At 71.6% G+C, this 25,542-nt stretch carries 21 protein-coding genes; 5 read left to right on the top strand and 16 right to left on the bottom strand.

All coding sequences use genetic code 11. The annotated features are described in order from the left end of the window. Positions 1-18 precede the first annotated feature (18 nt). Complete coding sequence (locus tag BSZ37_RS06680) at positions 19-3,318, bottom strand: S41 family peptidase (RefSeq protein WP_095509799.1); 3,300 nt, start codon at positions 3,316-3,318, stop codon at positions 19-21. Positions 3,319-3,418: 100 nt separating this feature from the next. Here BSZ37_RS06680 and msrB point away from each other — a divergent pair, with 100 nt between their 5' ends. The 4 genes from msrB (at position 3,419) to glgP (ending at position 8,212) form a co-directional block, all read left to right on the top strand. After that, a complete protein-coding gene (gene msrB / locus BSZ37_RS06675; protein WP_095509798.1) occupies positions 3,419-3,901 on the top strand; it encodes a peptide-methionine (R)-S-oxide reductase MsrB in 483 nt (160 codons plus the stop codon). Between the two features lie 138 nt (positions 3,902-4,039). Continuing rightward, positions 4,040-4,654 (top strand): hypothetical protein, encoded by a 615-nt coding sequence (locus tag BSZ37_RS06670; protein WP_095509797.1) that lies wholly within the window; start codon positions 4,040-4,042, stop codon positions 4,652-4,654. Between the two features lie 567 nt (positions 4,655-5,221). Next, a complete protein-coding gene (locus tag BSZ37_RS06665) occupies positions 5,222-6,193 on the top strand; it encodes an NAD-dependent epimerase/dehydratase family protein (protein ID WP_095509796.1) in 972 nt (323 codons plus the stop codon). Between the two features lie 393 nt (positions 6,194-6,586). Beyond that, the gene (glgP, locus tag BSZ37_RS06660) at positions 6,587-8,212 is read left to right on the top strand and encodes an alpha-glucan family phosphorylase (RefSeq protein ID WP_095509795.1); all 1,626 of its coding nucleotides are present in this window, start codon (positions 6,587-6,589) and stop codon (positions 8,210-8,212) included. 140 nt (positions 8,213-8,352) lie between these two features. Here glgP and BSZ37_RS06655 read toward each other — a convergent pair whose 3' ends face one another. From BSZ37_RS06655 to BSZ37_RS06590, 14 genes are all read right to left on the bottom strand, one after another. Continuing rightward, entirely contained in the window at positions 8,353-8,586 is a 234-nt protein-coding gene (locus BSZ37_RS06655) for a hypothetical protein (RefSeq protein ID WP_095509794.1), read from the bottom strand. After that, positions 8,583-9,701, bottom strand: a complete 1,119-nt coding sequence (locus BSZ37_RS06650; RefSeq protein ID WP_218830424.1) for an SPFH domain-containing protein — start codon at positions 9,699-9,701, stop codon at positions 8,583-8,585. The genes BSZ37_RS06655 and BSZ37_RS06650 overlap by 4 nt, the downstream gene beginning before the upstream one ends. Positions 9,702-9,822: 121 nt before the next feature. Beyond that, on the bottom strand, positions 9,823-10,368 hold the full coding sequence (speD, locus tag BSZ37_RS06645) for an adenosylmethionine decarboxylase (protein WP_095509792.1): 546 nt from the start codon (positions 10,366-10,368) through the stop codon (positions 9,823-9,825). Between the two features lie 68 nt (positions 10,369-10,436). Beyond that, positions 10,437-12,068: a polyamine aminopropyltransferase gene (locus BSZ37_RS06640; RefSeq protein ID WP_095509791.1), complete on the bottom strand. Its 1,632-nt coding sequence runs from the start codon at positions 12,066-12,068 to the stop codon at positions 10,437-10,439. Next, a complete protein-coding gene (locus tag BSZ37_RS06635) occupies positions 12,068-12,376 on the bottom strand; it encodes a DUF350 domain-containing protein (RefSeq protein WP_095509790.1) in 309 nt (102 codons plus the stop codon). The genes BSZ37_RS06640 and BSZ37_RS06635 overlap by 1 nt, the downstream gene beginning before the upstream one ends. 11 nt (positions 12,377-12,387) lie before the next feature. Continuing rightward, positions 12,388-14,031 carry a DUF4178 domain-containing protein gene (locus tag BSZ37_RS06630; protein ID WP_095509789.1) on the bottom strand — a complete coding sequence of 548 codons (1,644 nt, stop codon included), beginning with the start codon at positions 14,029-14,031 and terminating at the stop codon, positions 12,388-12,390. A 1-nt stretch (position 14,032) separates the two neighbouring features. Beyond that, positions 14,033-14,383: a hypothetical protein gene (locus BSZ37_RS06625; protein WP_095509788.1), complete on the bottom strand. Its 351-nt coding sequence runs from the start codon at positions 14,381-14,383 to the stop codon at positions 14,033-14,035. A gap of 19 nt (positions 14,384-14,402) precedes the next feature. Continuing rightward, positions 14,403-15,020 carry a DUF4178 domain-containing protein gene (locus BSZ37_RS06620; protein WP_095509787.1) on the bottom strand — a complete coding sequence of 206 codons (618 nt, stop codon included), beginning with the start codon at positions 15,018-15,020 and terminating at the stop codon, positions 14,403-14,405. A gap of 152 nt (positions 15,021-15,172) precedes the next feature. Then, the gene (rimK, locus tag BSZ37_RS06615) at positions 15,173-16,072 is read right to left on the bottom strand and encodes a 30S ribosomal protein S6--L-glutamate ligase (RefSeq protein ID WP_095509786.1); all 900 of its coding nucleotides are present in this window, start codon (positions 16,070-16,072) and stop codon (positions 15,173-15,175) included. A 93-nt stretch (positions 16,073-16,165) separates the two neighbouring features. Beyond that, positions 16,166-16,636 (bottom strand): ATP-dependent zinc protease family protein, encoded by a 471-nt coding sequence (locus tag BSZ37_RS06610; RefSeq protein ID WP_095509785.1) that lies wholly within the window; start codon positions 16,634-16,636, stop codon positions 16,166-16,168. Beyond that, positions 16,633-17,616: a polysaccharide deacetylase family protein gene (locus BSZ37_RS06605; RefSeq protein ID WP_095509784.1), complete on the bottom strand. Its 984-nt coding sequence runs from the start codon at positions 17,614-17,616 to the stop codon at positions 16,633-16,635. The genes BSZ37_RS06610 and BSZ37_RS06605 overlap by 4 nt, the downstream gene beginning before the upstream one ends. Before the next feature lie 116 nt (positions 17,617-17,732). Then, the gene (locus BSZ37_RS06600; protein WP_179299506.1) at positions 17,733-18,743 is read right to left on the bottom strand and encodes an aspartate carbamoyltransferase catalytic subunit; all 1,011 of its coding nucleotides are present in this window, start codon (positions 18,741-18,743) and stop codon (positions 17,733-17,735) included. A 4-nt stretch (positions 18,744-18,747) separates the two neighbouring features. Then, complete coding sequence (pyrR, locus tag BSZ37_RS06595; protein WP_095509783.1) at positions 18,748-19,317, bottom strand: bifunctional pyr operon transcriptional regulator/uracil phosphoribosyltransferase PyrR; 570 nt, start codon at positions 19,315-19,317, stop codon at positions 18,748-18,750. Positions 19,318-19,378: 61 nt separating this feature from the next. After that, positions 19,379-19,897 carry a hypothetical protein gene (locus BSZ37_RS06590; RefSeq protein ID WP_095509782.1) on the bottom strand — a complete coding sequence of 173 codons (519 nt, stop codon included), beginning with the start codon at positions 19,895-19,897 and terminating at the stop codon, positions 19,379-19,381. Between the two features lie 76 nt (positions 19,898-19,973). Here BSZ37_RS06590 and BSZ37_RS06585 point away from each other — a divergent pair, with 76 nt between their 5' ends. After that, entirely contained in the window at positions 19,974-20,894 is a 921-nt protein-coding gene (locus tag BSZ37_RS06585) for a DUF58 domain-containing protein (protein ID WP_095509781.1), read from the top strand. A 183-nt stretch (positions 20,895-21,077) separates the two neighbouring features. On the opposite strand, the gene BSZ37_RS06580 is transcribed toward BSZ37_RS06585, so the two are convergent. Beyond that, positions 21,078-25,538 carry a T9SS type A sorting domain-containing protein gene (locus BSZ37_RS06580; RefSeq protein ID WP_143537575.1) on the bottom strand — a complete coding sequence of 1,487 codons (4,461 nt, stop codon included), beginning with the start codon at positions 25,536-25,538 and terminating at the stop codon, positions 21,078-21,080. Between the last annotated feature and the right edge of the window lie 4 nt (positions 25,539-25,542).

Here is a 25,542-nt window from a genome sequence, read left to right as displayed (position 1 = left end):
AGGCGGGCGGAGTCACGCTCAGTCGCGGGGGCGGACGGCCGGCGTCGAGTAGGGGGGCGGCGTGACCGTCGGCGTGGGCTCCTCCTCCAGGAGCTCGAGCGCGACGTCGACCGCCCGCTCGAGCTGGGGGTCGCGCCCGGCGGCGACGGACCGCGCGTCGAGGAGCACCTCGACGTCCGGTGAGATCCCCTCGTTCTCGCCGATCCAGCGCCGCTGGATGGGGTCGAAGACGGCGTTGTCGGGCGCCGTCAGCGCGCCGCCGTCGACGAGGCCGTAGTGGACCGACGACTTGACGAGGCCGCCCCACGTCCGCGTGCCGACGAGCGGGCCGGCGTTCTGCTGACGGAACACCCACGGGAAGAAGTCGCCGCCGGAGCCCGCGCGCTCGTTGATGAGGAGGACCTTCGGGCCGAGGATGCCGGCCGGCAGGCGGAAGGCGGCCCCGCCGGGCACCTCGTTGGTCACGGCCGCCCGGAGCCGGCGCGTCATGAGGTCCACCATGTAGTCGTCGAGGAGGCCGCCGCCGTTGAACCGCTCGTCGATCACGGCGCCCTCCTTGTCCTGCTGCGCGAAGTAGTACCGGTCGAACGAGACGACGCCCGGGCCGCCCGTATTGGGCACCCAGACGTAGGCGAGGCGGCCGTCGGAGAGCTCGTCGACGCGGCGGCGGTTGTCCTCGACCCAGGCCCGCTGGCGGAGGCCGGTCTCGCTCTCGGTCGGCTCCACGAGGACCTGGCGCGCGCCCTCCATCCCGGGCCGGTCGTTGACGTGGAGGACCGTCTGGCGGCCGGCCGTCCCGTCGAGCAGGCGGTACGGGTCGTCGGCCGCAGCGAGGGGCTCGCCCTCGACGCCGACGAGGTAGTCGCCCTCTTCGACGTCGAGGCCGGGCTGGTCGAGCGGCGCGCGGAGGCCGGGGTTCCAGCTCTCCGACGTGTAGATCCGCGCGATCCGCCAGCCGCCGCGGTCCCGCTCCAGGTCCGCCCCGAGGACGCCCACGCGGACCGTATCGACGGCCGGGTAATCGCCGCCGAACACGAAGCTGTGGCCGACCGAGAGCTCGCCGTTGACCTGGTCGAGGAGGTACGTCAGGTCGGCCCGGTGGCGTACGTGCGGGAGGAGCGGGGCGTAGCGGTCGTAGACGGCGTCCCAGTCGCGGCCGTGGTGGTCCGGGTCGTAGAAGAAGTCGCGCTCGTAGGCCCACGCCTCGTCGAACATCTGACGCCACTCGGCCTGGCGGTCGAGCTCCATCCGGAGTTGGACGCGGACGTCCGTACCGCCGTCGCCCGACGGCCCGCCCGTGTCGGCGACGGTCCAACCGGGGCCGGTCCGGGCGAGGATCTTGGACCCATCGGCCGAGACCGACGCGAAGCGGACGCCGGTGAGGAACGGGGTCGCCTCGCGCTCCTCCAGCGAGAACTTGTGGAGCGTGAGGCCGGGCGACGAGGGCGCGTTCTCGGCGAGGAACACAGTCCCGGCCGGCCCCGCCATCGTCGTCACGTAGTCGGCCTCAGGCATCGGGAGCGCCAGCGTCCGGCGGTCGAGCCGGTCGAGGTCGATCTGGACCTCGACCTCGTCCTCCGCTTCGTCGCCCCCCGCCTCGTCGGGCGCCTCCGCAGGCGGGCCCGCCTCGACGGTCGTCTCCTCGGCCTCGGTGTCCTCGCCGACGGCCTCCTCGACCGGCTCCTCGTCGCTGCGGAGGACGAACGGCGTCGGGTCGCCGGCGCGGAGGACCATGACGTAGGCCGCGTACTCGGGGTCGGCGCGCATCGAGCTCGTGTTGGCCCAGCCGGAGCCCAGGGCGACGTCGGTGCTCGCGAGGAGGTAGAGGTGGCGGCCGTCGCGGTCCCAGGCCGGCGCGAACGCGTCCGCGAGGGGGTCGGTGAGGGCGTGCGTCTCTCCCGTCGCGGCCGACCACACCGTGACCCGGCGGAAGTTGTTGGGCGCCGTCTTCGCGTAGGCCAGCCACTCCGAGTCCGGCGACCACGTCAGCCCGAGGCGGCCGCGCTCGATGTTCGTCCCGCCCACGTCGACCGTCCGCACGCGGCCGGAGGCCAGGTCCACCACGCGGACCCGGACGTCGTCGTCGACGAACGCGAGGCGCGCGCCGTCGGGCGACCACGCTGGCTCCCACGCCATCTTCGACTCGCCGATGTCGATCCACCGGGGCTCGCCGAGGCCGTCCTGGTCGGCGAGCATCAGCCCGTAGCCGTCACCGCCGGCGTCGGAGAACCACGCGACCTGGTCCCCCTTCGGCGACCACAGCGGCGCGCGGTCGGCGGCGCCGGACGACCGCGTGAGGTTGCGGGCGTCCCCGTGCTCGACGGGGACGGTGAACACCTCGCCGCGCGCCTCCATGACGGCCCGCTGGCCCGTCGGCGAGAGCGAGACGGACTCGACGCTGCTCGTCACGTCCTCCCAGCGCGTCGCGGCCCACGGGAAGTCGCCGCGGACCGTGACCGAGAGGGTCCGCACGTCGCCCGAGGCGGGGTCGAGCGTGTGGAGCCGGCCCTCCCGTTCGAACACAAGGGCGTCGGGCCCCGCACCCAGCCACTTCACGTCGGCGCCCTCGAACTCGGTCCGCTGGCGGAGGGCGCCGGTGGCCGGCTCGTACGACCACACGTTCATCGTCCAGTCGCGGTCGGAGAGGAAGTAGACCGTGTCGCCGAGCCAGACCGGGTGGACGTCGGTGGTCCGCTCGTTGGGCAGGCGCGTCTCGGCGAGCGACCCGAGGTCGAGGATCGTCAGCGGCGTGTTCTGGCCGCCGCGGTAGGCGCGCCACTCCTCGTCCCAACGCGTCACGCGGTCGACGATGACCCGCTGGCCGTCCGGGCTGTAAGCGCCGTCGTTGCCCCACGGCGCGGGCAGGAGCTCCGACGGCCCGCCGTCGGGCGAGACGGTCCAGAGCCGGTTGAACCCGACCGGCGCCGTCTCCCGCGACGACGCGTAGAGCACGCGGGCGCCGTCGGGCGTCCATCCACGGGCCTCGGATGGCTCCGGGTACCACGTCAGGCGCGTCGGGTCGCCGCCCGCGGCCGGGACGACGTAGACGGCCGGGACGCCGGACCGGTCCGACGTGAACGCGACCCACTCCCCATCCGGCGAGAAATGCGGGCCGGACTCGACGGCCGGCGTGCTCGTCAGGCGGCGCGCGTCGCCGCCGGCGCGGTCGGCGATCCAGAGGTCGCCGCCGTGGGCGAACGCGACGTGCGTCGCACTCAGCGTCGGCTGGCGGAGGAGGAGCGTCTCCTGGGCCGCGGCCGGGACGACGGCGAGCGCGGCGAGAACGAGGGTGAGCGCGAGGCGGTCGAGAGGAGGCACGGCGGCATGGGGAAACAAGGCGTCGGAATGTAGCGGGACGCGCACCGGTCGGATCGCGACACGCTCGGGGCGGTTGACGCCCTCCCCCACCTGCGATCCGATGGAGACTCCGACTACATCCGCTGCCGGCTACGACCTGACGCCCCTCCGCGGCGAGGCCCGCGAACAGGCCGTCGAGGCGGCCGGCCTCAGCGCCGAGGAGCGCCGCATCCTCATCGAGCATGGGACGGAGCGGCCCGGCTGCGGGCTCCTCCTCCACACCAAGGAGGTCGGGATCTACGCCTGCAACCTCTGCGGCCTCCCCCTCTTCGAGAGCGGGTCCAAGTTCGAGTCCGGCACGGGCTGGCCGTCGTTCTTCCAGCCCGTCGACCCCGAGCACGTCACGAACATCGAGGATCGGTCGCTCGGGATGGTCCGCATCGAGACGCGGTGCGCACGGTGCGACGGCCACCTCGGCCACGTCTTCCCCGACGGCCCGCCGCCGACGGGCCTCCGGTTCTGCATGAACTCGGCCGCGCTCGAGTTCTTCCCGGAGGGCGAGACGCCGGTCCAGCGCACGGCCGACAGCCCGACGGGGGCCTAGCCCCCTCCGCCTCGACGGCTCCCCTGAGCGAAGCCGAAGGGCCGAGGCAGGCGGGGTGCGCTCCGGGTGAAGGGGCAACAGATCGGACCGGGCTCGGGTTCGGACCGTCTGCGTCCCCCTCCCTCCCGCCTCCGCCCCGTGCGCTCGCTCCTCCCGCTGCTCCTCGCCTTCGTCACCGTCGCCGCCGCCGCCCAGCCGAGCGGGATGCCCGATTGGTTCGACGCGTCCAAGACCGACCAGACTGGCCAGCCGCTGATGCGGGCCACGGCCGTCGCGGACACGACCGTCGGCGACTTCTCGGTCGTCGCCAACTACTACACGCTGGAAGGCAACATCGACGACCCGGCCTCGGCGCTGTTCATGAGCGAGAGCCCGGCTCTCGACGACTACGAGCGGTTCGCCCGCGCCATCCCGTCGTACGCCTTCCTCGTCGTCGCCGACGACGAGCCGAAGACGGTCCTCTCGCTGTGGCAGGACCCGGCCGACGACTCGTTCTGGCTCCTCGTCCCGACCGCCGAGGGCGGCCAGTTCGTCCCGGCCGGCTACGAGTTCACCACGTCGGACCCGGTGATTACGGAGGTCCGCGGGCTGGAGCTGCTCCAGGGCGAGATCGACGCCGAGGCGTCCACCGCGCAGGGCGACGAGGGCCAGGTCCAGGTCGTGTTCAACGGGACGGCCCACAACGTCCTCCCGTTCGCCCCGGTCTTTGCCCACGTGGTCGGGTTCGTGGCCGAGAACGGGCTCTACGAGTAGCCCCCGCCCGCCTCGCTGGCTGGTCCACCGAGGCGGGTCTACTCCGACGACGGGTAGGCGGGGAGCGTCGCGCCGTAGGCCTTCCGGAGCTGCTTCGAGACATGTTCCGGGTCGCGGTATCCGGTGGCGTACGCGATCTCTGCGACAGTCCGCGATCTCTGCGACGGTCACGGTCTCGTTCGAGGCGCTGCGCCGCCCGCGCCAACCGAAGCTCGCGGATGGACGCGCCGGGCGACGTGTCGAGCACGTAAGCCTCGACGTCGGGGGGTCGAGCGGACCGGGCTCGCCGCGCGGGAGGCGACCGTGAACCGCGTCCCGAACCCGACGGCGCTCTCGACCGCGATCGCCCCTCCGTGCCTCTCGACGAGCGGGACGTAGGCCGTTCTCCCGGACGATCCGGGGACGTCCCGTCTGCCGGGGCAGGATGTCCCCTCGCTCCGGGCCCTCGCCCCAGGTCCTCCCCCCGTGCGGCCCCGCCCGCCTCGGCGAGTCCGTCGCCGAGGCGGGCAGACTCCGACGCCGAGGGCGCCGAATGGCGGTAGCCTCCGGCGTCACCCGCTCCGCTCCATGACCGTCCTTTTCCTCGGCGGCACCGGCACGATCTCGACCGCCTGCTCCGCCCTCGCCGTCGAGCGCGGCCTCGACCTCACGCTCGTCACCCGCGGCGGGAACGACGACCGCGCCCCCGACGGCGTCGAGATCCTCCACGCCGACGTCCGCGACCCCGACGCGCTGGCGGCTGCGCTCGGCGACCGCACGTTCGACGTCGTCGTGGACTGGTTCGCGTTCACGCCCGAGCACGTCGACGACGACCTCCGCCTGTTCCGCGAGCGGACGGGCCAGTACGTCTTCATCTCGTCGGCCTCGGCGTACCAGACGCCGCCGCAGTCGCTGCCGGTGACGGAGTCGACCCCACTCGACAACCCGGTCTGGGGCTACTCGCAGGCCAAGATCGCGTGCGAGGACCGCGTCTGGGCCGCGCGCGACGCCGGGATGGGCGTCACCGTCGTCCGCCCGTCGCACACCTACGCGCCGTGGACGCCGCCCTTCCAGGGGGGCTACACCGTCCTCGACCGGCTCCAGCGCGGGGCGCCCGTCCTCGTCCACGGCGACGGCCTCTCGCTGTGGACGCTCACGCACCACCGCGACTTCGCCAAGGGGTTCGTCGGCCTGCTCGGAAACGAGGGCGCGCTCGGCCGAGCCGTCCACATCACCACGGATGAGATCCTGGCGTGGGACGCCATCGTCGGCTCGCTGGCGGACGCGCTCGGCGTCGAGCCGCACATCGTCCACGTCCCGTCGGACCGGGTCGCGGCCGTCGACGCCGACTGGGGCGACGGCCTCCTCGGCGACAAGGCGCACGCGCGCGTGTTCGACAACGCGCTCGTCCGGTCGCTCGTCCCAAACTTCGAGGCGACGATCCCGTGGGCCGAGGGTGCCCGCGAGATGGTGGCGTGGTTCGAGGCCCACCCGGAGGCCCGTGTGGTCGACGAGGACTACGATCAGAAGGTCGACCGGCTCATCGGTCCGTTCCTCTAGCCCCACCCGCCTCGGCGGCTCCGTCGGGAGAGGGACCGAGGCGGGATCAACCGGGCGGAGACGGCGGCCTCGACGCCCCCGCCCGGACACGCCAGCGGATCGCCGCCAGGTCGACGACGGCCCGGACTTCACGAGGGTGGCCGCTCTCCGTGACACGGTGGACCAGTTGGGCGGCTAGCCCATCGCCTCGACGCCGCCGAACAGCCGCCGGACTGGGTCGCCCGGTTCGGGCCGTAGTGCCTGTGGTACCGCTCGATCGGATCGGCGGTCATGCTCCGGGCCCTGTGGCGGACCGAGACGCCGCCGAGGAGAGTCCGTGATTGATGACCACGAGCGAGGCCGACCGCCCCTGGAGAGGGAATACCTTAGGCGCTCCTCGTCCGACACCCCCCTATGACTGACTCGCCCCGCGTCGCCTACTTCTGCATGGAGTATGGCCTCGACCACCGGCTCAAGACCTACGCCGGCGGCCTCGGCATCCTGGCCGGCGACATCCTGAAGGCCTCGAAGGACCTCGGCGTCCCCATGGTCGGCATCGGCATCCGCTGGGCCGACGGGTACACGGAGCAATCGATCGGCCCCGATGGCCAGCAGGTCGACGGGCCGCAGGACTCGGAGGCCGACGGGCTCCTCGAGGACACCGGCGTCGAGGTCACGGTCCAAATCCGCGGGGACGACGTCCGGTGCAAGGTGTGGCGAACGGAGGCCTTCGGGAACGTCCCGCTCCTCCTCCTCGACACCGCCCTCCCGGGCAACCCGCACGCCGACACGACGCGCATGCTGTACGGCGGCGGTGACGAGGCCCGCGTGGCGCAGGAGGTGGTCCTCGGCGTCGGCGGCGTCCGCGCGCTCCGGGCGCTCGGCCTCGACGTCGACCTCTACCACTTCAACGAGGGGCACGCGCTGCTGGCCGCCTTCGAACTCGTTCGGGAGAAGATGGGCGGCGGGATGGACTACGACGACGCGCTGGCAGCGACGCGCGACGAGGTCGTGTTCACGACGCACACGCCGGTCCTCGCGGGCAACGAGGAGCACCCGATCGAGCGGCTCCGTCGGATCGCGGGGCTCGACCACGTCTCGGACGCCCAGTTCGACGCGCTCGGCGGGAGCCCATTCAACATGACCGTCGCCGCCCTGCGGGTGGCCCGGAAGGCGAACGCCGTCGCCGAGCTCCACGGGGCCACGGCCAACGAGATGTGGTCGTCCGTCGACGGCCGCGCCGAGATCGTCGCCATCACGAACGGGGTCCACCGCCCGACGTGGGTCGACCCGGCCATGCTGGAGGCGGCCGCTACCGGCGGCGACCTCTGGGCCCCGCACCAGGCCAACAAGCGGGCGCTCCTCGACTTCATCGCCGAGCGGACCGGCCAGCGGCTCCGCGAGGACCGGCTCCTCGTCGGGTTCGCCCGCCGCGCGGCGACGTACAAGCGGGCCGCGCTCATCTTCGAGGACGAGGCCCACGTGCGGCCGGCGCTGGAGGAGGGCCGGCTCCAGCTCGTGTTCTCGGGGAAGGCCCACCCCCGCGACGAGCCCGGCAAGGCCATCGTCGCCCGGCTCGTCGAGATGGCCCGGGCCTACCCCCAATCCGTCGTCTTCCTCGAGGACTACTCGATGCCCATCGGCCGAGCGATGACCCGGGGAGCCGACGTCTGGCTCAACACCCCGCGCCGGCCGAAGGAGGCGAGCGGGACGAGCGGGATGAAGGCCGCCATGAACGGGGTCCTCAACCTCAGCGTGCTCGACGGGTGGTGGCCGGAGGCGTTCGACCCGGGCGTGAACGGGTGGCAGATCGGCGACGGGTTCGAGAGCGTCGACCCGACCGCCCACGACGCCCACGACCTCGGGAGCCTCGTGTCCACGCTGTTCGACGACGTCCTCCCGACGTACTACGACGACCGCGAGCGGTGGACGTCGATGATGCGGGCGAGCATCGAGTCGACGCGGGACCGGTTCAGCGCGCGGCGGATGGTGACGGAGTACGTCGAGGAGCTGTACAGGCCGGCGCTCGCCGAAGCGTAACTCGCCCTGTGCTCTCGGCCCCGCGCGCGCCGGCGTTTCGTTCGTCCGGCAGGCCCGCCGAGCCGTCTCGCGGGCGCACCACGGCGCACGCCCGGTCCCGTCCGCCTCGGTGACTCCGTCGGTCGAGTCGCCGAGGCGGGCTAGGCCGCGGCCTCGGTCTCCTCCAGGAGCGCGTCAACGGGTGGGAGGTCGCGGTACCAGTCGTGGTGCTTCGACCACCGCGTGCACGCGAGGCACTGGGTGTCGCGCCAGACGGTCTGGCACTTCGGGCACTTCCCGCCCGTGTCGAAGGTGTTCCACGCGTGCCCGCACCGGCACGTCCAGCGCGCCGATGCGGTCGGCTCCCACTCGCATTGGGGGCAGGCGATCCTCATGCGGCGTCGGGCGGCGGCGGGGGCGTCGCGTCGAAGACGGGCCGGAGCGCGTCGACGTCGCCGGCCTTCTTCCACTCGCCAAGCGACTGGCTCCAGACGAACGACTCGCGGGTGAGGTCGCCCGATCGGGCCTGCTGCCGGAGCGCGTCGAGGCCGAACGGGCCGGTCGACTGGCCGTCCTTCGAGACGTGGAAGCTCGCGGCGTCGGGCGGCGGCGGCGGGGCCCCGCTCGACGGGGCCGACGCCTGCTGCGGCTGGGCCTGCCCGCCCGTCATCGCCGCGCCCATCTGGTTCGCCATCGCGAGGCCCGCGCCGAGGCCGACGCCGGCCGCGGCGGCGGCGCCGCCCGGGTTCTCAGCCGCCTTCCCGATGGCCTGCGCCGTCTGGTACTGCGTGTAGGCCCCGAGGTCGCCGATGACGCCCATAGACGTCCGCTGGTCGAGGGCCTGCTCGACGGCCGGCGGCAGCGACACGTTTTCGACGAGGAGGTTCAGGACCTCGATCCCGTACTCGTCCATGTCGTCGGCCATCTTCTCGGCCACGAAGCCGCCCAGCTCGTCGACGTTGGCCGCCATGTCGAGCGCCGCCAGCTTCGACTCGCCGAGCACGTCGGTAAACCGGGCGACGAGGATATTGCGGATCTGGTCCGTGATCGCACCCGTGTCGACGTCGCCGGACGTCCCGACGATCGTCTCGAGGAACGTGGCGGGGTCGCTCACGCGGAACGCGTACGTCCCGAAGGCCCGCAGCCGCGTCGGCCCGAACTCGGGGTCGCGGAGCATGATCGGGTTCTTGGTCCCCCACTTCTGGTCCGGGAAGCGCCGCGTGTTGACGAAGAAGACCTCGGCCTTGAACGGGCTCTCGAAGCCGTACTTCCAGCCCTCGATCGTGCTCAGGATCGGGAGGTTGGCCGTGTCGAGCGTGTACGTGCCGGGGTCGAACACGTCCGCCAGCTGGCCCTGGTCGACGAACACGGCGGCCTGCCCTTCGCGGACGACCAGCTTCGCGCCGGACTTGATCTCGTTCTGGTGGCGCGGAAACTTCCACGCGAGCGTGTCGCGCGACGTGTCGGTCCACTCGACGATGTCGATGAGTTCGCCGCGGAGGCGGTCCATGAGGCCCATGTCAGTGCGGGGTTGGGGATGTGTCTACGGAGTCGACGCCGGGTCGGTCCCACTAGGCAGGCCGGCCTCGGCGTCGAGGCGGGGGAGTCAGCGAATCTGGATCGGCACAGGGTCAACCCGTGTCATCCTGAGCGAAGCGAGCGTCAGCGAGCGCAGTCGAAGGATCTCCGGCGAGCACCGCGCTCCGTCCAGAGCTCTCGGTGCCAGCTTGAGAACCTCGTCGCACCAGAGATCCTTCGACTCGCTCCGCTCGCTCAGGATGACACGAGGAGGTGTCTCTTCGGGGAGCGACCGTCTCGGGTTGCACCACGTCGCCGCGGGCGACGGCCGTGACGCGCTCGCGGACCGGCGACAGCCGCTGGCGGACGGTCTCGACGATGGCCGCCGCGTCGAGCGCACCGCACGTGAACACGTCGAGGGTGACCAGCCCCGCCTCGGGCCACGTGTGGACGCTCGCGTGGCTCTCGGCGAGGAGCACGATCCCGGTCACGCCCTCGGGCTGGAACTGGTGGAACCGCGCGCCGAGGACGGTGGCGCCCGCAGCGCGGCACGCCTCGGGGAGCAGCACCTCCCACGTCTCCACCTCGCGGAGCGGCGCGGCATCGTCCACCCAGAAGTCGACGAGCAGGTGGTGGCCACCGGCGGGGGGACGGGACATGGGGGGTGGCGCATGGGGCTCGATCTGAGCGTCGCTCCGCACCCGTTCCCCGTTCCTTACAGTCATTCTCACTCCCATCGCGCCCACCCCTGCTGGTAGTACCGGAGGACCGCCGGGTCGTCGAGCGTGCTGACCTCGACCGGGATGCGCGACGCGTCGCCGTCGAAGAAGCGGGCCGTGCGGAAGGCGGCGGGCGTCATCACCCGGGGCGCGACGGCAGGAGGCAGCCGGTAGCGGCCGGGGCGGACGGCGTGCGTCGAGCCCACAAAGAAGCCCCAGTCGCCGAAGCTGGGGACGTAGAGGTGGTACGGCTCCGGGTGGAGCCCGGCGGCCTCGGCCGTCGCGACGATGCTCCAGTAGGCCTCCCGCGCGAACGTCGGCGAGGTCGACTGGACGGCGACGGTGCCCCCAACACCGAGGCGCCCGCGGAGGCGCTCGTAGAACGGGCGGCTGTAGAGCTTGGCGAGGCTCTCGTGGTTCGGGTCCGGCAGGTCCACGATGACGACGTCATACGGGTCACCGGGCCGGGCGAGGAAGGCGCCGGCGTCGTCGTGGATGATCTCGACGCGCGGGTCCTCCAGCGCCCCTTCGTTGGCCTCCCGGAGCGCGGCGTGCGCCCGGGCGAGACGCGTCACGGCTGGGTCGAGGTCGACGAGTGTGACCGACCGGACCTCCGGCCACCCAAGGATCTCCCGGACCGCGAGCCCGTCGCCGCCGCCCAGCACGAGGACCCGCTCGCGCCGCTGCGCCAGCGCCATCGGCGGATGGACGAGCGCCTCGTGGTAGCGGTGCTCGTCCTTGGTCGAGAACTGAAGGCCGCCGTCGAGGTAGAGCCGGAGGTCGCCGCCGCTCGCCGTCAGCACGATCCGCTGGTACGTCGACTGCTCGGCGTAAACGACGGGGTCGCGGTACAGCTTGGCCTCGAACACCGACGCCAGCTTGTCGGCGCCGACGGCGCCGGCTGCGAGGGGGAGCGCCACGAGCGCCGTCGCCGCCCACAGCGCGCGCCGCCGCTGGCCTAGCTCCCGCCGGAACGCCCGCAAACAGAAAACGACGACGACGAGGTTGACGAAGCCCGTCACGAACGCCGTCCGCACCACGCCCAGCACCGGCAGGAGCACGAACGGGAACGCGAGCGACGCCACGAGCGCGCCGAGGTAGTCGACGGCGAGGACGCCCGCGACGGTGTCCTTCAGCTCCGACGCCGAGATCCGCCCTGGCCCGCCCAGCAACCGCGTCACGAGCGGGATCTCGAGGCCCACGAGCGCGCCGATGCCGAGGATCACGGCCCCCATCGCGAGGTGGACGAACGGCGTGTACGTGAACGCCGCGTACAGCACGGCCGCCGACATCCCGCCGAGGAGCCCGACCGCCAGCTCGACGCCCACGAACCACACGAGCGCGTCGCCGCGGACGGCCCGCGCGGCCCACGACCCCAGCCCCATCGCCGTCATGAACCCGCCGATCGTCAGCGAGAAATGGAGGGCCGAGTTGCCGAGGAGGTACGACGCGAGCGTCCCGACGACGAGCTCGTAGAGGATCCCGCACGTCGCGACGACGAGGACGGCCGCGAGGAGCACGCGCGTCTGGCGGCGCGTGAGGCCGGCGGCGGTGAGATCCGGCGGCGCCCCCCCACGCCCGTCCCCGCCCGCCTCGGCACCGAGGCGGACGAGGTCGGAGACGGGGGGCGCGGCGTCCACTAGGAGAGCATCACGGAGGCGACCACAATGGCGATCCCGATGAACGCCCCGGCCAGCATGATGCCGACGGCCACGTTCTGATCCTCCACGAGTTCGTGCTTGAGGTTCAGCCCGGCGACCTTGTCGAACACGACATAGCCGAGCACGCACATCAGGATCCCGATGGCGCCGTAGACAAGCGTCGAGAGGACGACCGTCAACGAGAGATCAGCGGCCTCCGGCGGCACAGGCACCGTCTCGATAACGTCCTGGGCGGCGGCCGGCACCGCGAGGAGGAGGGCGACGAGGGGGGCGAGGCGAGGGCGCATGGGGTCGGGGGCTAGCGGGGGCCGGTGCGGCTGAAGACGAAGAACGCGAACGCCACGAACAGCGAGAACGCCGCGGCGACGTAGAACGGGCCGGGCAGCCACGCGTGGCGGACCGTCGCGGAGATCGGGAACGACACGGGCTCGGTCCACGCCAGCGGCCCGTCGCTCTCGCGCCCCGACCACTCGCGCCCGACGAGCAGGACCACGCGGAACGCGGCCTCGTCGCCGTCGCTCACGTCGACGCGGAAGGGCCGGGAGTCCTCGGTCGTCGGCGCCGAGTTCGCAGACACGAGAGGCGACACGCTCGGCTGAAAGACGTCGCCGTCGCCGGGGTCGATGAAGGCGACCTCGACGTCGACGCCGCGCGGTGGCGCCACGGGCGGCGTCGCGCCGACCTGGACGACGTAGGCGCGGCCCTCGGAGAGCCGGACCGTCCCGGCCTCGATCGTGTCGTAGCGGACGAGGTCGCGGGCGTTGCGGAGCACGTCGGTCGCACGCTCGAACCCCGGCGGCCCACCCTCGACGGGCGGGAGGAGCGCCGCGACCTCGGCGTCGAGCGAGACCGGGCCCGATTCCACCGTGTGCGCCGCCTGCCCGACGTCGCTGCCGAGCCGCGGGACGATCCAGATGCCGAGGGCGAGAAACGCGATGCCGCCCAGCCCGAACAACCGCGCGATGCCCGCCGCCGACCGCCGCCGCCGCCGCCCGCGTTCCTGCCGCTCGCGGATCGCCTCGACCTTGTCGGTCCGCCCGAACGCCTCCCATACCTCGAGGTCGCCCATCCGCGAGCCGGCGACGACCTCGACCTCGTCGGCCGTCAGCTCCGCGCTGTACTGGACGCCGCCCTTCTTGGCCTCGCCCACCTGGAGCGTCGCGTCGAGGCGGGGACGCCACGTCAGTTCGCCGGCCATGCCCGTGATGGAGGCCGGGCTCGTCTCGTAGAAGCTGACGCGGCCGTTCGGCAGTTCGATGCCCGCCCGCGTCGTCGTCGGCGTCGGACGGACCGGCGTCTGGAGCAGGAAGCCCTCGTCGCGCGACCACGAGAGGTAGCGGACGGCGCCCGAGTCGCCGAGGAGCTGCCACTCGTCCCACGTCCATGACTCCTCGCTGTCCCAGCCCTTGTACCGGAGCCAGCCCATCACGACGTGGCGCTCGCCGTCGATCGTGGCCTCGGCGCCAGGGAGAATGTCCTGCGCCGGCTCGAAGCGCCGCTTGAACCGGCCGATGACGTCGAGTTGCTTTGAGGTCAGGTCGAGGACGCTCCCGCAGTGCTGGCACGCCACGGACTTCGAGCCGCGCTCGGGGTGGATCTCGACCTGCCCGCCGCAGTTGGGGCACTGGAGGTGGTCGATCCGCGCCGCGCGGCGGCCGACGGTATCGAGCGATCCGGTCGACCCGGGGGTGGCCGCCTCGGTGACGTCGCCGAGGCGGGCGAGGGCGTCGGTGGCCCACGTCGCGTTCGGGTTGAGGGCGAGGACGCGCTGGAGGAAGCCGGCCTTCGTGTCGGGGTCGCCCTCGACGCGGGCCCGCCAGGCGAGGGCGAGCTCGTTGTCGCGATCGTCCATGAGGACGGCGTCGAGGAGCCGGCGGGCGGCCTCGTCGTGGCCACGGCGGGCGGCGCGGACGGCGCGGTCGAGGGGGGTGAGGTCGACCATTCTACTTGCCCCCGGAGTAGCCGCCGCCGGAGCGCTGGCGCTGGAGGTTGCGGAGCCGGGCGGCCGCGGCCGCGGCGGCGACCGCTTCCCGGCGCCGGCGCGCCTCCTCCAACTCCGCCTCGTAGGCCATTCGCTCGGCCGCCCCCATCTCGCCGGCCTCGTACCGGCGGCGGCGCTCGGCCTCGACGGCCGCGTCGTGCTCGGCGACGAGCGCGCGGTCGAGCGACGCCCGGACGTCGGCGGGCGTCCGGTACGGCGTGGCCTGGGAGGCGGTGCTCCCGCCGGAGGAGGCGCTCAGAGCCGTGATCCCGACGAAGCCGAGCACGGCGAGGGCGATGAGACGGCCGATCATACGCGGTTCGAGGGGGGCATCATCCGTAGGTCTCTTCGTCCACGACGAGGGCGTCCCGGGGGACCGGACGCCCGACGTACACCTCGACTCCGCGCTCCCCGTACTCGACCGACACCTCGCGCTCGCCGGCCACGCCGTCGACGTACTGGATCACTTCGCCCGGCAGGATCACGCCGCCGAGCTGGCCCTCCGCGCCGACGACCGTCGCCTCGCCGACCTCGTCCACGAACACGTCGAGGCCGCCGATGCGGAGGCTCCCGGCAGGCCGCGCCTCCTCGAACGGCGGCGCCGTAACGTCGGACTGCTCCTGGACGATCGAGAACGCGCCCTCATCTTCGACCAGCCACGCGCGGCCGGCGCCCTCGACCTCGACGAACCACTCGGTCCAGTAGCCGCCGTCGTACTCGTAGACGAGCCGGCCGAGCACGCGGAAGTCGCGCCCGCCGATCTGGCCCGTGGCGTCGAGGTAGAGCGGGCTCGGGACCTGGACGACCTCGACGGACCGGCCGGTCGGGTCGAGCCGGCCGCCGTCGTAGAGCGAGACGCCGCCGCAGAACTCGCACGTCACGACGGTGACGAACCGGTTGCGGACGACGAGCGGCGCGCCGCAGGTGGGGCAGTGGATCGGGTCGGCCATGGGAGCGAGGCGCGGCCAGGATACGGCGACTGTCGGGACCGCCGCGGACCGGTCCGCCCCTCCCCCTCCGTAGAACTGTCGCTCAGAGTTGCACCGTCCGCCTCTCCCTCCGCCTCGGCGCCGAGGCGGGCGGGGTGGCGTCGCCGTCGCGGTCAGGCCGCCTCGGGCTTCGCCTTGGCCGCGAGGCTCTTCTCGACGAACTGGATCACGGACCCCGCCACGTCCTTGCCCGTCGAGGTCTCGATCCCCTCCAGCCCCGGCGACGAGTTGACCTCGAGCACGAGAGGCCCGCGCTCCGACTGGAGCACGTCGACGCCGGCCACCTTCAGCCCCAACGCCTTGCACGCGGTGACGGCCGTCTTCCGCTCGGCCGGGCTGATCTTGATGGACGTCGCGCTCCCGCCGCGGTGGAGGTTCGAGCGGAACTCGCCCTCCGCGCCCTGCCGCTTCATCCCCGCGATCACGCGGTCGCCCACGACGAACAGCCGGACGTCGGCGCCGCCGGCTTCCTTGATGAACTCCTGCACCAGGAGGTAGGCTTTCATTCCGCGGAACGCCTGGATCACGCTCTCGGCCGCCTTCTTCGTCTCGCAGAGGACCACGCCGACGCCCTGCGTCCCCTCGAGGAGCTTGACGATGCATGGCGGCCCGCCGACCGACGTGATGAGGTCGGCCGCGTCGTCGGCCTTGTGGGCGAAGGCCGTGCGCGGCAGCGCGATCCCCTTCTTGGCGAGGAACTGGTGGGCCCGGAGCTTGTCGCGGCTCCGCGTGATCGCGACGGCCCCGTTGAGCGTCCAGACGCCCATGGCCTCGAACTGGCGGACGATGGAGAGCCCGTAGAACGTGATCGACGACCCGATCCGCGGGATGATCGCGTCGGGCGGGCTCAGAGGCTCGCCGTGGTAGTGGACTTCGGGCCCCTTGTCGGTGAGGTGGGCCGTGCAGCGGAGCGTGTCGAGGATCTGGACCTCGTGCCCCCGCGCCTCGGCGGCCTCGACGAGCCGGCGGGTCGAGTAGAGCTCGGGGTTCCGGGAGAGAATGGCGAGACGCATGGAGGGGAGCCGATGGATTGGGAGCGGTCCCGGAGCGTACGGCGGCCCGATCCCGCGCCGCGTGCACCCGCTCCGAAAACCGGGAGGCGGTCGCTATTCGTAAAACGCGCCGGGGTGGTCGGGGCGGCCGAGGCGGAACGACGCGCCGGAGTCGACGAGGACGCGGCCGGACATGGCCTCGCGGCCGAGGAGCATCGGGAAGCGCATCCCACGCCGATCCGTCAGCGTGAGTTCGACGGGCCACTCGGGGGCGTCGGCAGCGAGACCGAGGCGGAGCATGGCCTCGACCACGATCCGCAGCTCGGTGTGCCCGTTCGACGACGTCACCTCGCGCTCGTCGACGATGGGCGCCTCGCAGGGGACCGCCAGCTTCCGCCCCTTGAAGAGCGGGTTGACGAGGAAGCGGACGACCGTCTCGCCGTCGCGCTCGACGTGCTCGACGTCGTGGGCGTGGAGCGCCGACGTCCGCGCGCCGGTGTCGATCTTGGCACGGACGGCCGGCAGGCCCATCTCTGGAAAGGCCAGCCACTCCTGCCAGCCGACGGTCACGAGGTCGTTGCTCATTGGCCCGGATACGCCACGTCCTCCACCCAGGGATCCGGGTGCGGCTCGGATTCGAACCGGACGCCGCGCGTGATGGCCCACCGCTGGAGCCACGACATCCCCGCCCGGCCGGTGTACGTGTCCTCAGAAGCGTAGGCCGGGTCTTCCAGCGCCTCGTCGAGCGACACGAACCGGTAGCCGCGCCCGCGGAACATCCCGACCAGTCGGTCGAGGTGGTCGGCGTTGAGGGCGTTGGCGTGGACCAGGAGGACGTGGGCCATCTCGCGCCCGAACAGGTCGTCGGCCAGCCCCTCGAAATAGGCCGCCGTCGACTCCATGTAGGCGACGTAGGCGTCGGCGATGCGATTCTGGAGCGCGGAGTCACCGGCGTCGAGCGCGTGGTCGTAGGCGAGCGCGTAGACGTACTCGGCGTTGTCGTGGGTGACGGGCGCGATCGTGTAGCCCTCGTCCGCGAGCCACGCCTCGAAGGCGTCTTTCGTCTCCCGGTCCGGCCCCACGTTGAGGTACGGGTGGCGGAAGTAGCGCGCCGAGTCACCGCGCGCGGCCAGCAGCCGGTTCGTGACGGCGTCGCCGCGCCGGACGTGGTCCTGGAACGCGTCGAGCGGCGTGTCGAAGAGGGACGGGTGGCCGTAGGTGTGGTTGCCGAGGTCGAGCCCGGCGTCGACCCACGCCTGGAGGAGCGCCGTCCGGTCGTCGCGTTCTCCCTCCACGTCGAGCTTCCCCTCGTTGACGAACCCCGTCGCCGGCACGCCCGCCTCGGTGATCTGGCGGACGAGGTCGCGCGTGACGCGCTGCTGCCACGCCAGCGGGTGACCCCGCCCGACCGGAAGGTCGTCGACCGTCAGCGCGATCGTCCGCTCTGGGTTCGGCCCCTCCGATGGGTCTCCCGAGGCGGGCGGCGTCGGCTGCGCGCACGCGGCGCTGGCGGCGACCGCCAGCCCGACGGCGAGGGCATGGACGAAACCGCACCACCTTGTCATCCTGAGCGCAGCGAAGGATCTCGACGGAGACGCCGGCGGGCGTCGCTCCTGGACACGAGGGGCGAGGCGATGGCGCAGAGATCCTTCACTGCGTTCAGGATGACAGTTCAGAAAGGTCACGCCCCGGCCTCCGCGTCGGTGAACGAGTCCGCGCCGGCGAGGAGGTAGAGGACCGCCATCCGCACGGCCACGCCGTTCGTCACCTGGCTCAGGATCACCGACCGGTCCGAGTCGACGACCTCGCCGGCCAGCTCAACGCCGCGGTTGACGGGGCCGGGGTGCATCACCCAGAGGTCGGGATTCTGCTCGAGGTGCTCGGGGCGGATGCCGTACATCGTGTGGTACTCCCGCAGCGACGGCGTCAGGCCGACGTCCGTGCCCTGGCGCTCGAGCTGGATGCGGAGGGCCATCGCCACGTCGCACCCGTCGAGGGCCTCGTCGAGGCGGTCCGTGACGGTCACGGCGCGGCCGTCGAGGGCGGCCACCACCTCCATCGGCATCATCGTGCGCGGGCCGCAGAGCGTGACGTGCGCGCCGAGCGCCGTCAGGCCATAGACGTTGGAGCGGGCGACGCGGCTGTGCGCGATGTCGCCGAGGATCGTCACGCGGAGGCCGGAGAAGTCGAAGACGCCGAGGCCGTCGCGGCCGGGCACGGCGAGCGTCGAGATCGTGAGCGCGTCGAGGAGCGCCTGCGTCGGGTGCTCGTGCTGCCCGTCGCCCGCGTTCACCACGATCCCGTCGATGCACCGCGTGAGGAAGTGGGCCGCGCCGGCCGAGCGGTGGCGGATCACGGCGAGGTCCACCTTCATCGCCTCGATGTTGCGAGCCGTGTCCTTGAGCGTCTCGCCCTTCGACACGCTCGACCCGGAGGCGGAGAAGTTCATGACGTCGGCCGAGAGCCGTTTCTCGGCCAGCTCGAACGAGAGCCGCGTGCGCGTCGAGTTCTCGAAGAACAGGTTGCAGCACGTGACCCCGCGCAAGGACGGGACCCGTTTGATGGGCCGGTCGAGCACGTCGCGGAAGGCGCGCGCCGTCGACAGGAGCAGGCGGATCTCGTCGGCGTCGTAGTCCGCCAGCCCGAGGAGGTGGCGGTGGCGGAGGGACTCGGCGGGGGCGATCTCGCTCACGGGCTCAGGATTTCTCGACCAGCCAGACGCCGTCCTCGCCGTCCTCTTCGTCGAGCCGGACGCGGACGAGCTCGCCGGGCGCCGTCGGGACGTGCCGCCCCACGTAATCGGGCGCGACGGGCAGTTCGCGGAGGCCGCGGTCCACGAACGCCAGCAGGCGCACCGAGGCGGGCCGCCCCATGTCCACGAGCGCGTCGAGCGCGGCCCGCGTCGTCCGGCCCGTGTACACGACGTCGTCGACGAGCACGAGGCGACGGCCATCGAGGCGGAAGGGGATGTCTGTCGGCTGGACGATGGGGGTCGGGCGCCCCGTCCCGAGGCCGACGTCGTCGCGGTAGAACGTCGCGTCGAGCACGCCGAACGGGAGGCGGACGCCCTCGATGGCCTCGATCCGGTCCCGGAGCCGCCGCGCGAGGTGGACGCCCCGGGTCTGCATCCCCACGAGTGCGAGCCGGTCGGCAGGCGCGGCCTCGTCGTCGAGTTCCTCGACGACCTGCCGGGCCAGACGGTCGAGCGTCCGGGCCATGTCGGCGGCGTCCATGAGGTGGGCCTTGACCGGGTCGGGCGGCGGCATGGCGCCAAGCTACCGCCGCTGCCCCACGAGTGCGGCCGCCTCGGCGCCGAGGCGGAGCGGGCTAGAGGATCCAGCGCGGGACGAGCAGCATCACGCCCCACGTCACGAACGCGAGCGCGTACAGCCCGCCCGCGATCAGGGGCGCCGCCTCCAGCAGTCCGAGGTTCGATAGGATCACGTGCCAGTCGTGGAACACCCGGTCGCCGCCGAGGAGCGGGAGCGCCCGCGCCTGCGCGTCGGCCGCGTAGATCGACACGTCGACGAAGTTCTGCCCGAGCAGGAGCAGGGCCAGTTGCGTCCCGACGCGGTGGCTCCAGTACACGCCCTGGTAGACGAACAGCGCCGGCAGCATCAACTGGAGCATCGATCCGCCGGCCGCGTGGACCGTCGTCCCGAACCAGCGCAAGACGACGTGGCCCGCCTCGTGGACGATCAGGTCCCAGGCGTGAAACAGCACCCACAGAGGGCTCGGGTCATCGGTGTGCTCGCCGAACGCGAACAGCGCGCACAGCGGCAGCAGCCCGACCCCGAGTAGGTACGGCGTCACGTGCTCCTTCCGAGGCAGGCTGAGCGCGGCCATGCCGGAGATATCGGCGGGCGAGCCACGCAGATTAGTGGGCACACCGCCGACGCTGCGGCGTCGTTACCCTGCCCTGATGGCCGACGCCTCCCTCCTCTCCCCCTCCGAGCTCGCGCAGATCGACTCGTTCGAGCTCCGCGCGCGGAGCGTCGTCGAGGGCTTCATCACGGGCCTCCACAAGAGCCCGTATCACGGCTTCTCCGTCGAGTTCGCCGAACACCGCGCCTACAACCCCGGCGACCCGCTCCGGCACGTCGATTGGAAGGTGTACGGGCGGAGCGACCGGCTCGTCGTCAAGCGCTACGAGGAGGAAACGAACCTCCGGCACTACGTCGCGCTCGACACCTCCGCCTCGATGCGGTACGCCGGGCACGCCGGCATCACCAAGCTCGAATACGGCGCGACGCTCGCCGGCGCGCTCCACGTGCTCATGGCGCGCCAGCGCGACGCCACCGGCCTCATCGCCTTCGACCGCGACGTCCACACCGTCGTGCGGCCGCAGTCGAAGCGGTCCCACGTCCGGACGCTCCTCGCCCAGCTGTCGCGGATCGCCCACGGGCACGACGGCGACACAGAGACGCACGCCGCGGCGGCGCTCCAGTCGATCGCCGAACGGATTCCGCGGCGGTCCCTCGTCGTCGTCATCAGCGACCTGTTCGAGACGTCGTCCGACGCCGACCAGACGGTCCGTGCCCTGCGCCACCTGCGGCACCGCGGCCACGAGGTGGTCGTGTTCCACGTGCTCGACGCCGCGACCGAGCGGCGGTTCGACTTCGAGGACCGGCCCGTCCGCGTGCGCGACCTCGAGACCGGCGAGGAGCGGACGCTCCAGCCGGCGCAGGTCCGCGAGGGCTACCGCGAGGCCGCCGAGGCGTTCGTCGAATCGGTCCGCCGCGCCTGCCGCGAGGCCGGCGTCGACTACGAGGTGCTCGACACGGCCCGCCCGTACGCCGACGCGCTCCGGGCGTACCTCGACAAGCGGCGCCGGCTCTACTAGCTCCTCCGAGCAATCGACCGAGGCGGTGGCGCCCGGTCGTCCCCCTCTGCGTCCGCCTCGGCGGCGCCCTGCGCCCGGCCGGCGTTCGGCCTAACTGGTCGGCCCGTCTCTATAACAGTCGTGGGGCCCCGGCGCGTTCGCACCGGGGCCCCACGGGACCTAGCTGTCGATAAGGGCGAGCCCTTAGCGAGCGAGCGTGATCTGGCCGCTACGGCTCCACGTCTCGGACGCGCCGACCGCGTTGAGGCGGAAGACGTAGACGCCCGAGGCGAGGCCCGAACCGTCGAGCTCGACACGCTGGTCGGCGCCGGCGGTCATCGCACCCTGGTTGATGCTGACCACGCGGCGGCCCATCACGTCGTACACCTCGAGGGTGACGTCAGCCGCCTCGGGGAGGTCGAAGCTGATGGCCGTGCGGGCGCTGAACGGGTTCGGCTGGTTGCCGTTGAGCGCGAACTCGGACGGCACCTCACCCTCGTTGGCGACCGGGCGGTTACCGCCCGTGAGGCCGAAGGTGAAGAGCGTGCCCTGGGGACCGAGGAAGGCCTCGGCGCCCTGAGCGATCACGACCGGGTCGCTGTCCTCCGGCCCGTCGAGCAGGAGGAAGTTGTCGTAGGTCTCCGAGACGAGCGTCCACGGGTTCGTGGTCTCGTCGCCGAACTGGCGGCGGATGAGCGTGAGCTCGTCGATGGTGGCAGCACCACCGTCGTTGGTCGCCGTCGCCAGCGTGTAGCCGTCGTACCGGGCCTCGACGTTGAAGAACGTCCCCGAGCCGAGGCTCGGGTTGGACCGGACGAGCCAGTAGAAGTTGGCCGGCTCGTCGACCGCCGTGGAGCCGGCGATCGGGAGGCCCAGCGTGCCACCGGCGAACTCGTCCACGAAGGAGACGGTCACGTTGCGGAGGCCGAAGGACTGGTCCTGTGCGATGCTCTCGAAGTCGAGCACGAACTCCGCGTAGCCCTCGTCGTCCTCGTCGGCGACGCCGACCGGGTAGACGACGCGGCCCGGGGTCACGTCACCGGCGAAGAGGCTCGGGTCGGAGAAGATCCGCTTGCGGACGTTCCCCTCGACGACGGCCATCGGGAACTGCGTCGTGCGCGGCACGAACACGAAGCCCTGGCCAGCGTCCGAGGTGGCGCTGCCCGTGAGGCGGTTCGTGTGGTCGAGCCGGACGTAGAGGTCGTTCGGAGCCGACGGGTCGCCGACGACGAAGACGCCCATCTCGAGGACGAGGGTCTCGTCGTCGAACGCGCCGCCACCGCGGGTCGCGTCGAACACGCCGCCGGAGCTGAAGTCGTCGTCGAAGACGAGCGGGGAGCCCGCGAGGGTCACCGTCGTCGTCGAGGTCGCCTTCGCGATCCGGAGGTCGACGCCGTCGCCGAACGTGGCCACGCCCGAGTCGGAGTTCGGCGTCACCGTGAGGGTGGCGTCCATCTCACCGACGAACGAGAGCGAGGAGTAGCTCGGGTTGATCGTCGACTCGCCAACGATGCGGTTGCCACCGCCGGCGCTGTTGAAGACCGCGTCGTCCTCGTTGATGGTCACGTCGCCCATCACGGCGAGCTCGTTCGTGTTGAGGTCGAGCGAGCCGTTGACGACGAAGGTCATCACGGTGTACGGGTCGTCGACCGCGTTGAGGCGGGCGTTGTTCGTAACCGTGAACGTCTGGACGTTCTCCGTGGCGAGCACGACGAGGTCCGTGTAGACGTTGACCGTGCCGACCTCGTTGGTGGTGAGGTTCAGCGGGCCGTCGATGATGATCTCGTCGTCGACGCCGTTCTCGGGCTCGTCGTCGGCGTTGCCGATCGTCCCGTCCTCGTCGGACGTGATGTCGTAGCCGTCGTCGAGGATCAGGTTCGGCACGTTGCCGTCCTGGCCCTGGAGCGTCACGGCATAGTCGACCGGGCTGCTGCCGCCGACGTCGGTGCCCTCGGCGTCGAGGACGCCGGTGAGGCGGAGCGTCGTCGTCACGAGGACGTTGGCGTCGACCTGGGTCACGTCGCTGTTCTCGTCACCCGGGTGGAAGACCGGGATCGTGATCTGGTTCGGAGCGCCGTTGGAGGAGGCGTTGTCCGCGTTGATCACGAGGAAGTCCGAGGACGGCCACACGGCGCCCGTGCCGAGCACGTCGCTGTAGAGGTCGAGCTGATCGGGGCCCTCCAGGAAGAACACGTTCCCCTGGGTGTCGAGCGTGCCGATCGCGATGTCCTCGTCGTCCGCCGTGAGCTCGACCGGGGTCGAGAGCACGAGCGTGCTGTTCATGAGCTCGACGTCACCGTTGACGTTGCCGTTGAGCTCCTGGTTGAACAGGTCGTCGTCGTCGTCGTCGTTGTCGCCGACGAGGCCGAGGGTGAGCGTGCCACCCTGGGCCGCGCTCGAGAAGTCGCCTTCCTCGATGTCGCCGTTGATGACGCGGAGCATCGAGAGCTCGGCCGTGGCCCCCTCGTTGAGGAGGATGCGGGCGTCGATCGCCGACTCCGACGTGGCGCCGGAGGTGCCGGTCGTCGAGGTCTGCGTGCCGGAGATGACCGAGCCGTCGAGGAGCACGAGGCGGCCGAGGCCACCCATGTCCGACGAGGCGATCCGGCCATCGAGCACGTTGTCGGCAGTCGAGATCCGGTAGATCGCGTCACCGAGGAGGTCGATGATCGCGTTGTCCTCGACCGTCGTCGAGCCCAGCACCGTGATGGTCTGGCTGTTGAGCGCGAGCGTCGCGAACTGCGTACCCGCGATCGACGTGGTCTCCCCGTTGGTGACGAGGACGTCGCCCGAGATCGAGCCGTCGCCGACCACGCCGTCGGGCAGCGAGACCGTCGCGTTGGTGACGTTGACCGTGAGGTTCCGGATGAAGTCCGTGTCGAACTCGACGTCGGCCATGAACATCTGGAAGCCGTTCGCCGAGTTCGAGTCCTGGTAGGTCAGGTCGTACTCGCGCTCGTCGTCGTTGAACGTGCCCGCGCCCATGATCTGGGGCGGGTTCGCCGCGGCGATGTTGACGATGACGCCGGCGCTGGGGCCGACCGGCGAGACGTCCGAGTCCGCAGCGACGTTGATGCCACCCTGGAGGAGGATCAGCGCGCCCGAGAAGTCGAACTCGCCCTCGGCCGTGATGGACGGGCCGGAGACGAGGATCGAGCTGTAGACGCCCGTGCCGCTGGCGACACCGCCGTTGGTGAACCGGACGGCGCCGCTGTTGTCGGAGTCCGACACGGTGCCGTCGACGATGGACTCACCGCCCTGGTTGACGTTGACGAGGTTGCCGTTGAGGTCGACCTCGGCGTCAGCCGTGACGATGAACGGGATGACGTTGTTGACGCCGTTCGTCCCGGTGGCCGCCGAGTTGACGGTGATGTCCTGGAGGAACGTCACCATCTTGACCTGCGTGGCCGTGTTCCCCGTCGCGTTGATGTGGAGCGAGTTGATGATCAGGTTCGTGCCCGGCGCGAACTCGACGTCAGCCGTCCCCTCGAGGTAGAGGTTGAGCGGGGAGAAGTTGCCGGCCACGTTCGTGGCACGGCGGAAGTCGCCCTCGACCACGAGGATCGTGTCGTTCGGGTTGCCCGCGGCGACGGAGCCGCCGTTCTGGACGAAGTCGCCCGTGACGCGGAAGCGGTCGAGGTCGTCGGCGTCCGGGTCCTCGTTCGGGAGAACGAACTCGCCGGAGTTGATCGTGACCGAGGCCGCGAAGTTGTCGGTCTCAGAGTCGGAGACGTCGGCCTCGGGGAGGTCGAAGACGAGCCGGCCGCCGCTGACGACGAGGTCGCCAACCTGGCCCTCGCCCTCGATCTGGACGTTGCCGGTGAGGTCGGCGCCGCTGCCGTCCACGACCGTGATCGTGCCGGCCACGACGTTGCCGTCACGGAGCCGGAGCGTGATCCCACCGCCGTCGTCGGCGAGGGTGAGGCCGCCGTTGAGCGTGAGCGTCCGCGTGTTGTCGTTGATCGTCGAGGCGACCGAGCCGAGCGCGACGTCAATGACGAGCGTGCCGCTGGCGATGTCGAGCGACGGCGGGAGCAGCGTGCTCTGCGCCACCGAGTTGTCGCCGTTGAATCGGATGATGTTCGGGACCGCGCCGTACCCGACCGAGCCCGTGACTGCGGCGTTCGTCTGCTCGACGACGTCGATGTCGTCGATCGAGACGATGCCCGAGCCGAAGGCGACCGAGCCGCTCTGGAAGTCCAGATCCCCACCGCCGACGAACGAGAACGTGCCGCCGCCCTGGGAAGCGAACGTGAAGCCCGTCACGGCCGTCAGGAACTCACCGCCGTCGACGTCGAGGTCGACCTCGGTGTTGCCCTGCTGGTCAGGACGCGCCAGGAAGGTGAGGTTGTTGTAGTTCGTCGCCGTCGACGACGTGTTCTGGATCGTCAGGTCGGCGTCGTACTGACCGGCCTCGATCGAGATCGTGTTGCCGGCGCCGTCCTGGCCCGCGAGCTGAAGCGCGCGCTGGATCGTTTCGACGGGGCCGTTGACGCCGGCGCCAATCGTCGGCTGCTGGCCGGTGTTGCCGTCGTCGCCGCCGTTCGCGTCGACGAAGATCGTCGACTGCGCAGACGCCCCCCCCGCTACCAAGAGCAGAAGGGCCAGCGCGGCCGCGGGATTAAGGAGCCGACGGAGGCCGGTTCCGAGAGTAGAGGTACTCATCATG

It is taken from the genome of Rubrivirga marina, from assembly GCF_002283365.1.
Taxonomy (GTDB): Bacteria; Bacteroidota; Rhodothermia; order Rhodothermales; family Rubricoccaceae; genus Rubrivirga; species Rubrivirga marina.
Note: the sequence above shows the minus strand (reverse complement) of the source record. Positions and strands in the feature narration are given on the sequence as shown.

Excerpts from the sequence above, each read along its gene's own strand:
- BSZ37_RS06665 (WP_095509796.1), top strand. The coding sequence starts at position 5,222 with ATGACCGTCCTTTTCCTCGGCGGCACCGGCACGATCTCGACCGCCTGC.
- glgP (WP_095509795.1), top strand. The coding sequence starts at position 6,587 with ATGACTGACTCGCCCCGCGTCGCCTACTTCTGCATGGAGTATGGCCTC.
- rimK (WP_095509786.1), bottom strand. The coding sequence starts at position 16,072 with ATGCGTCTCGCCATTCTCTCCCGGAACCCCGAGCTCTACTCGACCCGC.
- msrB (WP_095509798.1), top strand. The coding sequence starts at position 3,419 with ATGGAGACTCCGACTACATCCGCTGCCGGCTACGACCTGACGCCCCTC.
- BSZ37_RS06590 (WP_095509782.1), bottom strand. The coding sequence starts at position 19,897 with ATGGCCGCGCTCAGCCTGCCTCGGAAGGAGCACGTGACGCCGTACCTA.
- BSZ37_RS06580 (WP_143537575.1), bottom strand. The coding sequence starts at position 25,538 with ATGAGTACCTCTACTCTCGGAACCGGCCTCCGTCGGCTCCTTAATCCC.
- BSZ37_RS06605 (WP_095509784.1), bottom strand. The coding sequence starts at position 17,616 with ATGACAAGGTGGTGCGGTTTCGTCCATGCCCTCGCCGTCGGGCTGGCG.
- pyrR (WP_095509783.1), bottom strand. The coding sequence starts at position 19,317 with ATGCCGCCGCCCGACCCGGTCAAGGCCCACCTCATGGACGCCGCCGAC.
- BSZ37_RS06585 (WP_095509781.1), top strand. The coding sequence starts at position 19,974 with ATGGCCGACGCCTCCCTCCTCTCCCCCTCCGAGCTCGCGCAGATCGAC.
- BSZ37_RS06655 (WP_095509794.1), bottom strand. The coding sequence starts at position 8,586 with ATGAGGATCGCCTGCCCCCAATGCGAGTGGGAGCCGACCGCATCGGCG.
- BSZ37_RS06650 (WP_218830424.1), bottom strand. The coding sequence starts at position 9,701 with ATGGACCGCCTCCGCGGCGAACTCATCGACATCGTCGAGTGGACCGAC.
- BSZ37_RS06635 (WP_095509790.1), bottom strand. The coding sequence starts at position 12,376 with ATGCGCCCTCGCCTCGCCCCCCTCGTCGCCCTCCTCCTCGCGGTGCCG.
- BSZ37_RS06610 (WP_095509785.1), bottom strand. The coding sequence starts at position 16,636 with ATGAGCAACGACCTCGTGACCGTCGGCTGGCAGGAGTGGCTGGCCTTT.
- speD (WP_095509792.1), bottom strand. The coding sequence starts at position 10,368 with ATGTCCCGTCCCCCCGCCGGTGGCCACCACCTGCTCGTCGACTTCTGG.
- BSZ37_RS06625 (WP_095509788.1), bottom strand. The coding sequence starts at position 14,383 with ATGATCGGCCGTCTCATCGCCCTCGCCGTGCTCGGCTTCGTCGGGATC.
- BSZ37_RS06630 (WP_095509789.1), bottom strand. The coding sequence starts at position 14,031 with ATGGTCGACCTCACCCCCCTCGACCGCGCCGTCCGCGCCGCCCGCCGT.
- BSZ37_RS06620 (WP_095509787.1), bottom strand. The coding sequence starts at position 15,020 with ATGGCCGACCCGATCCACTGCCCCACCTGCGGCGCGCCGCTCGTCGTC.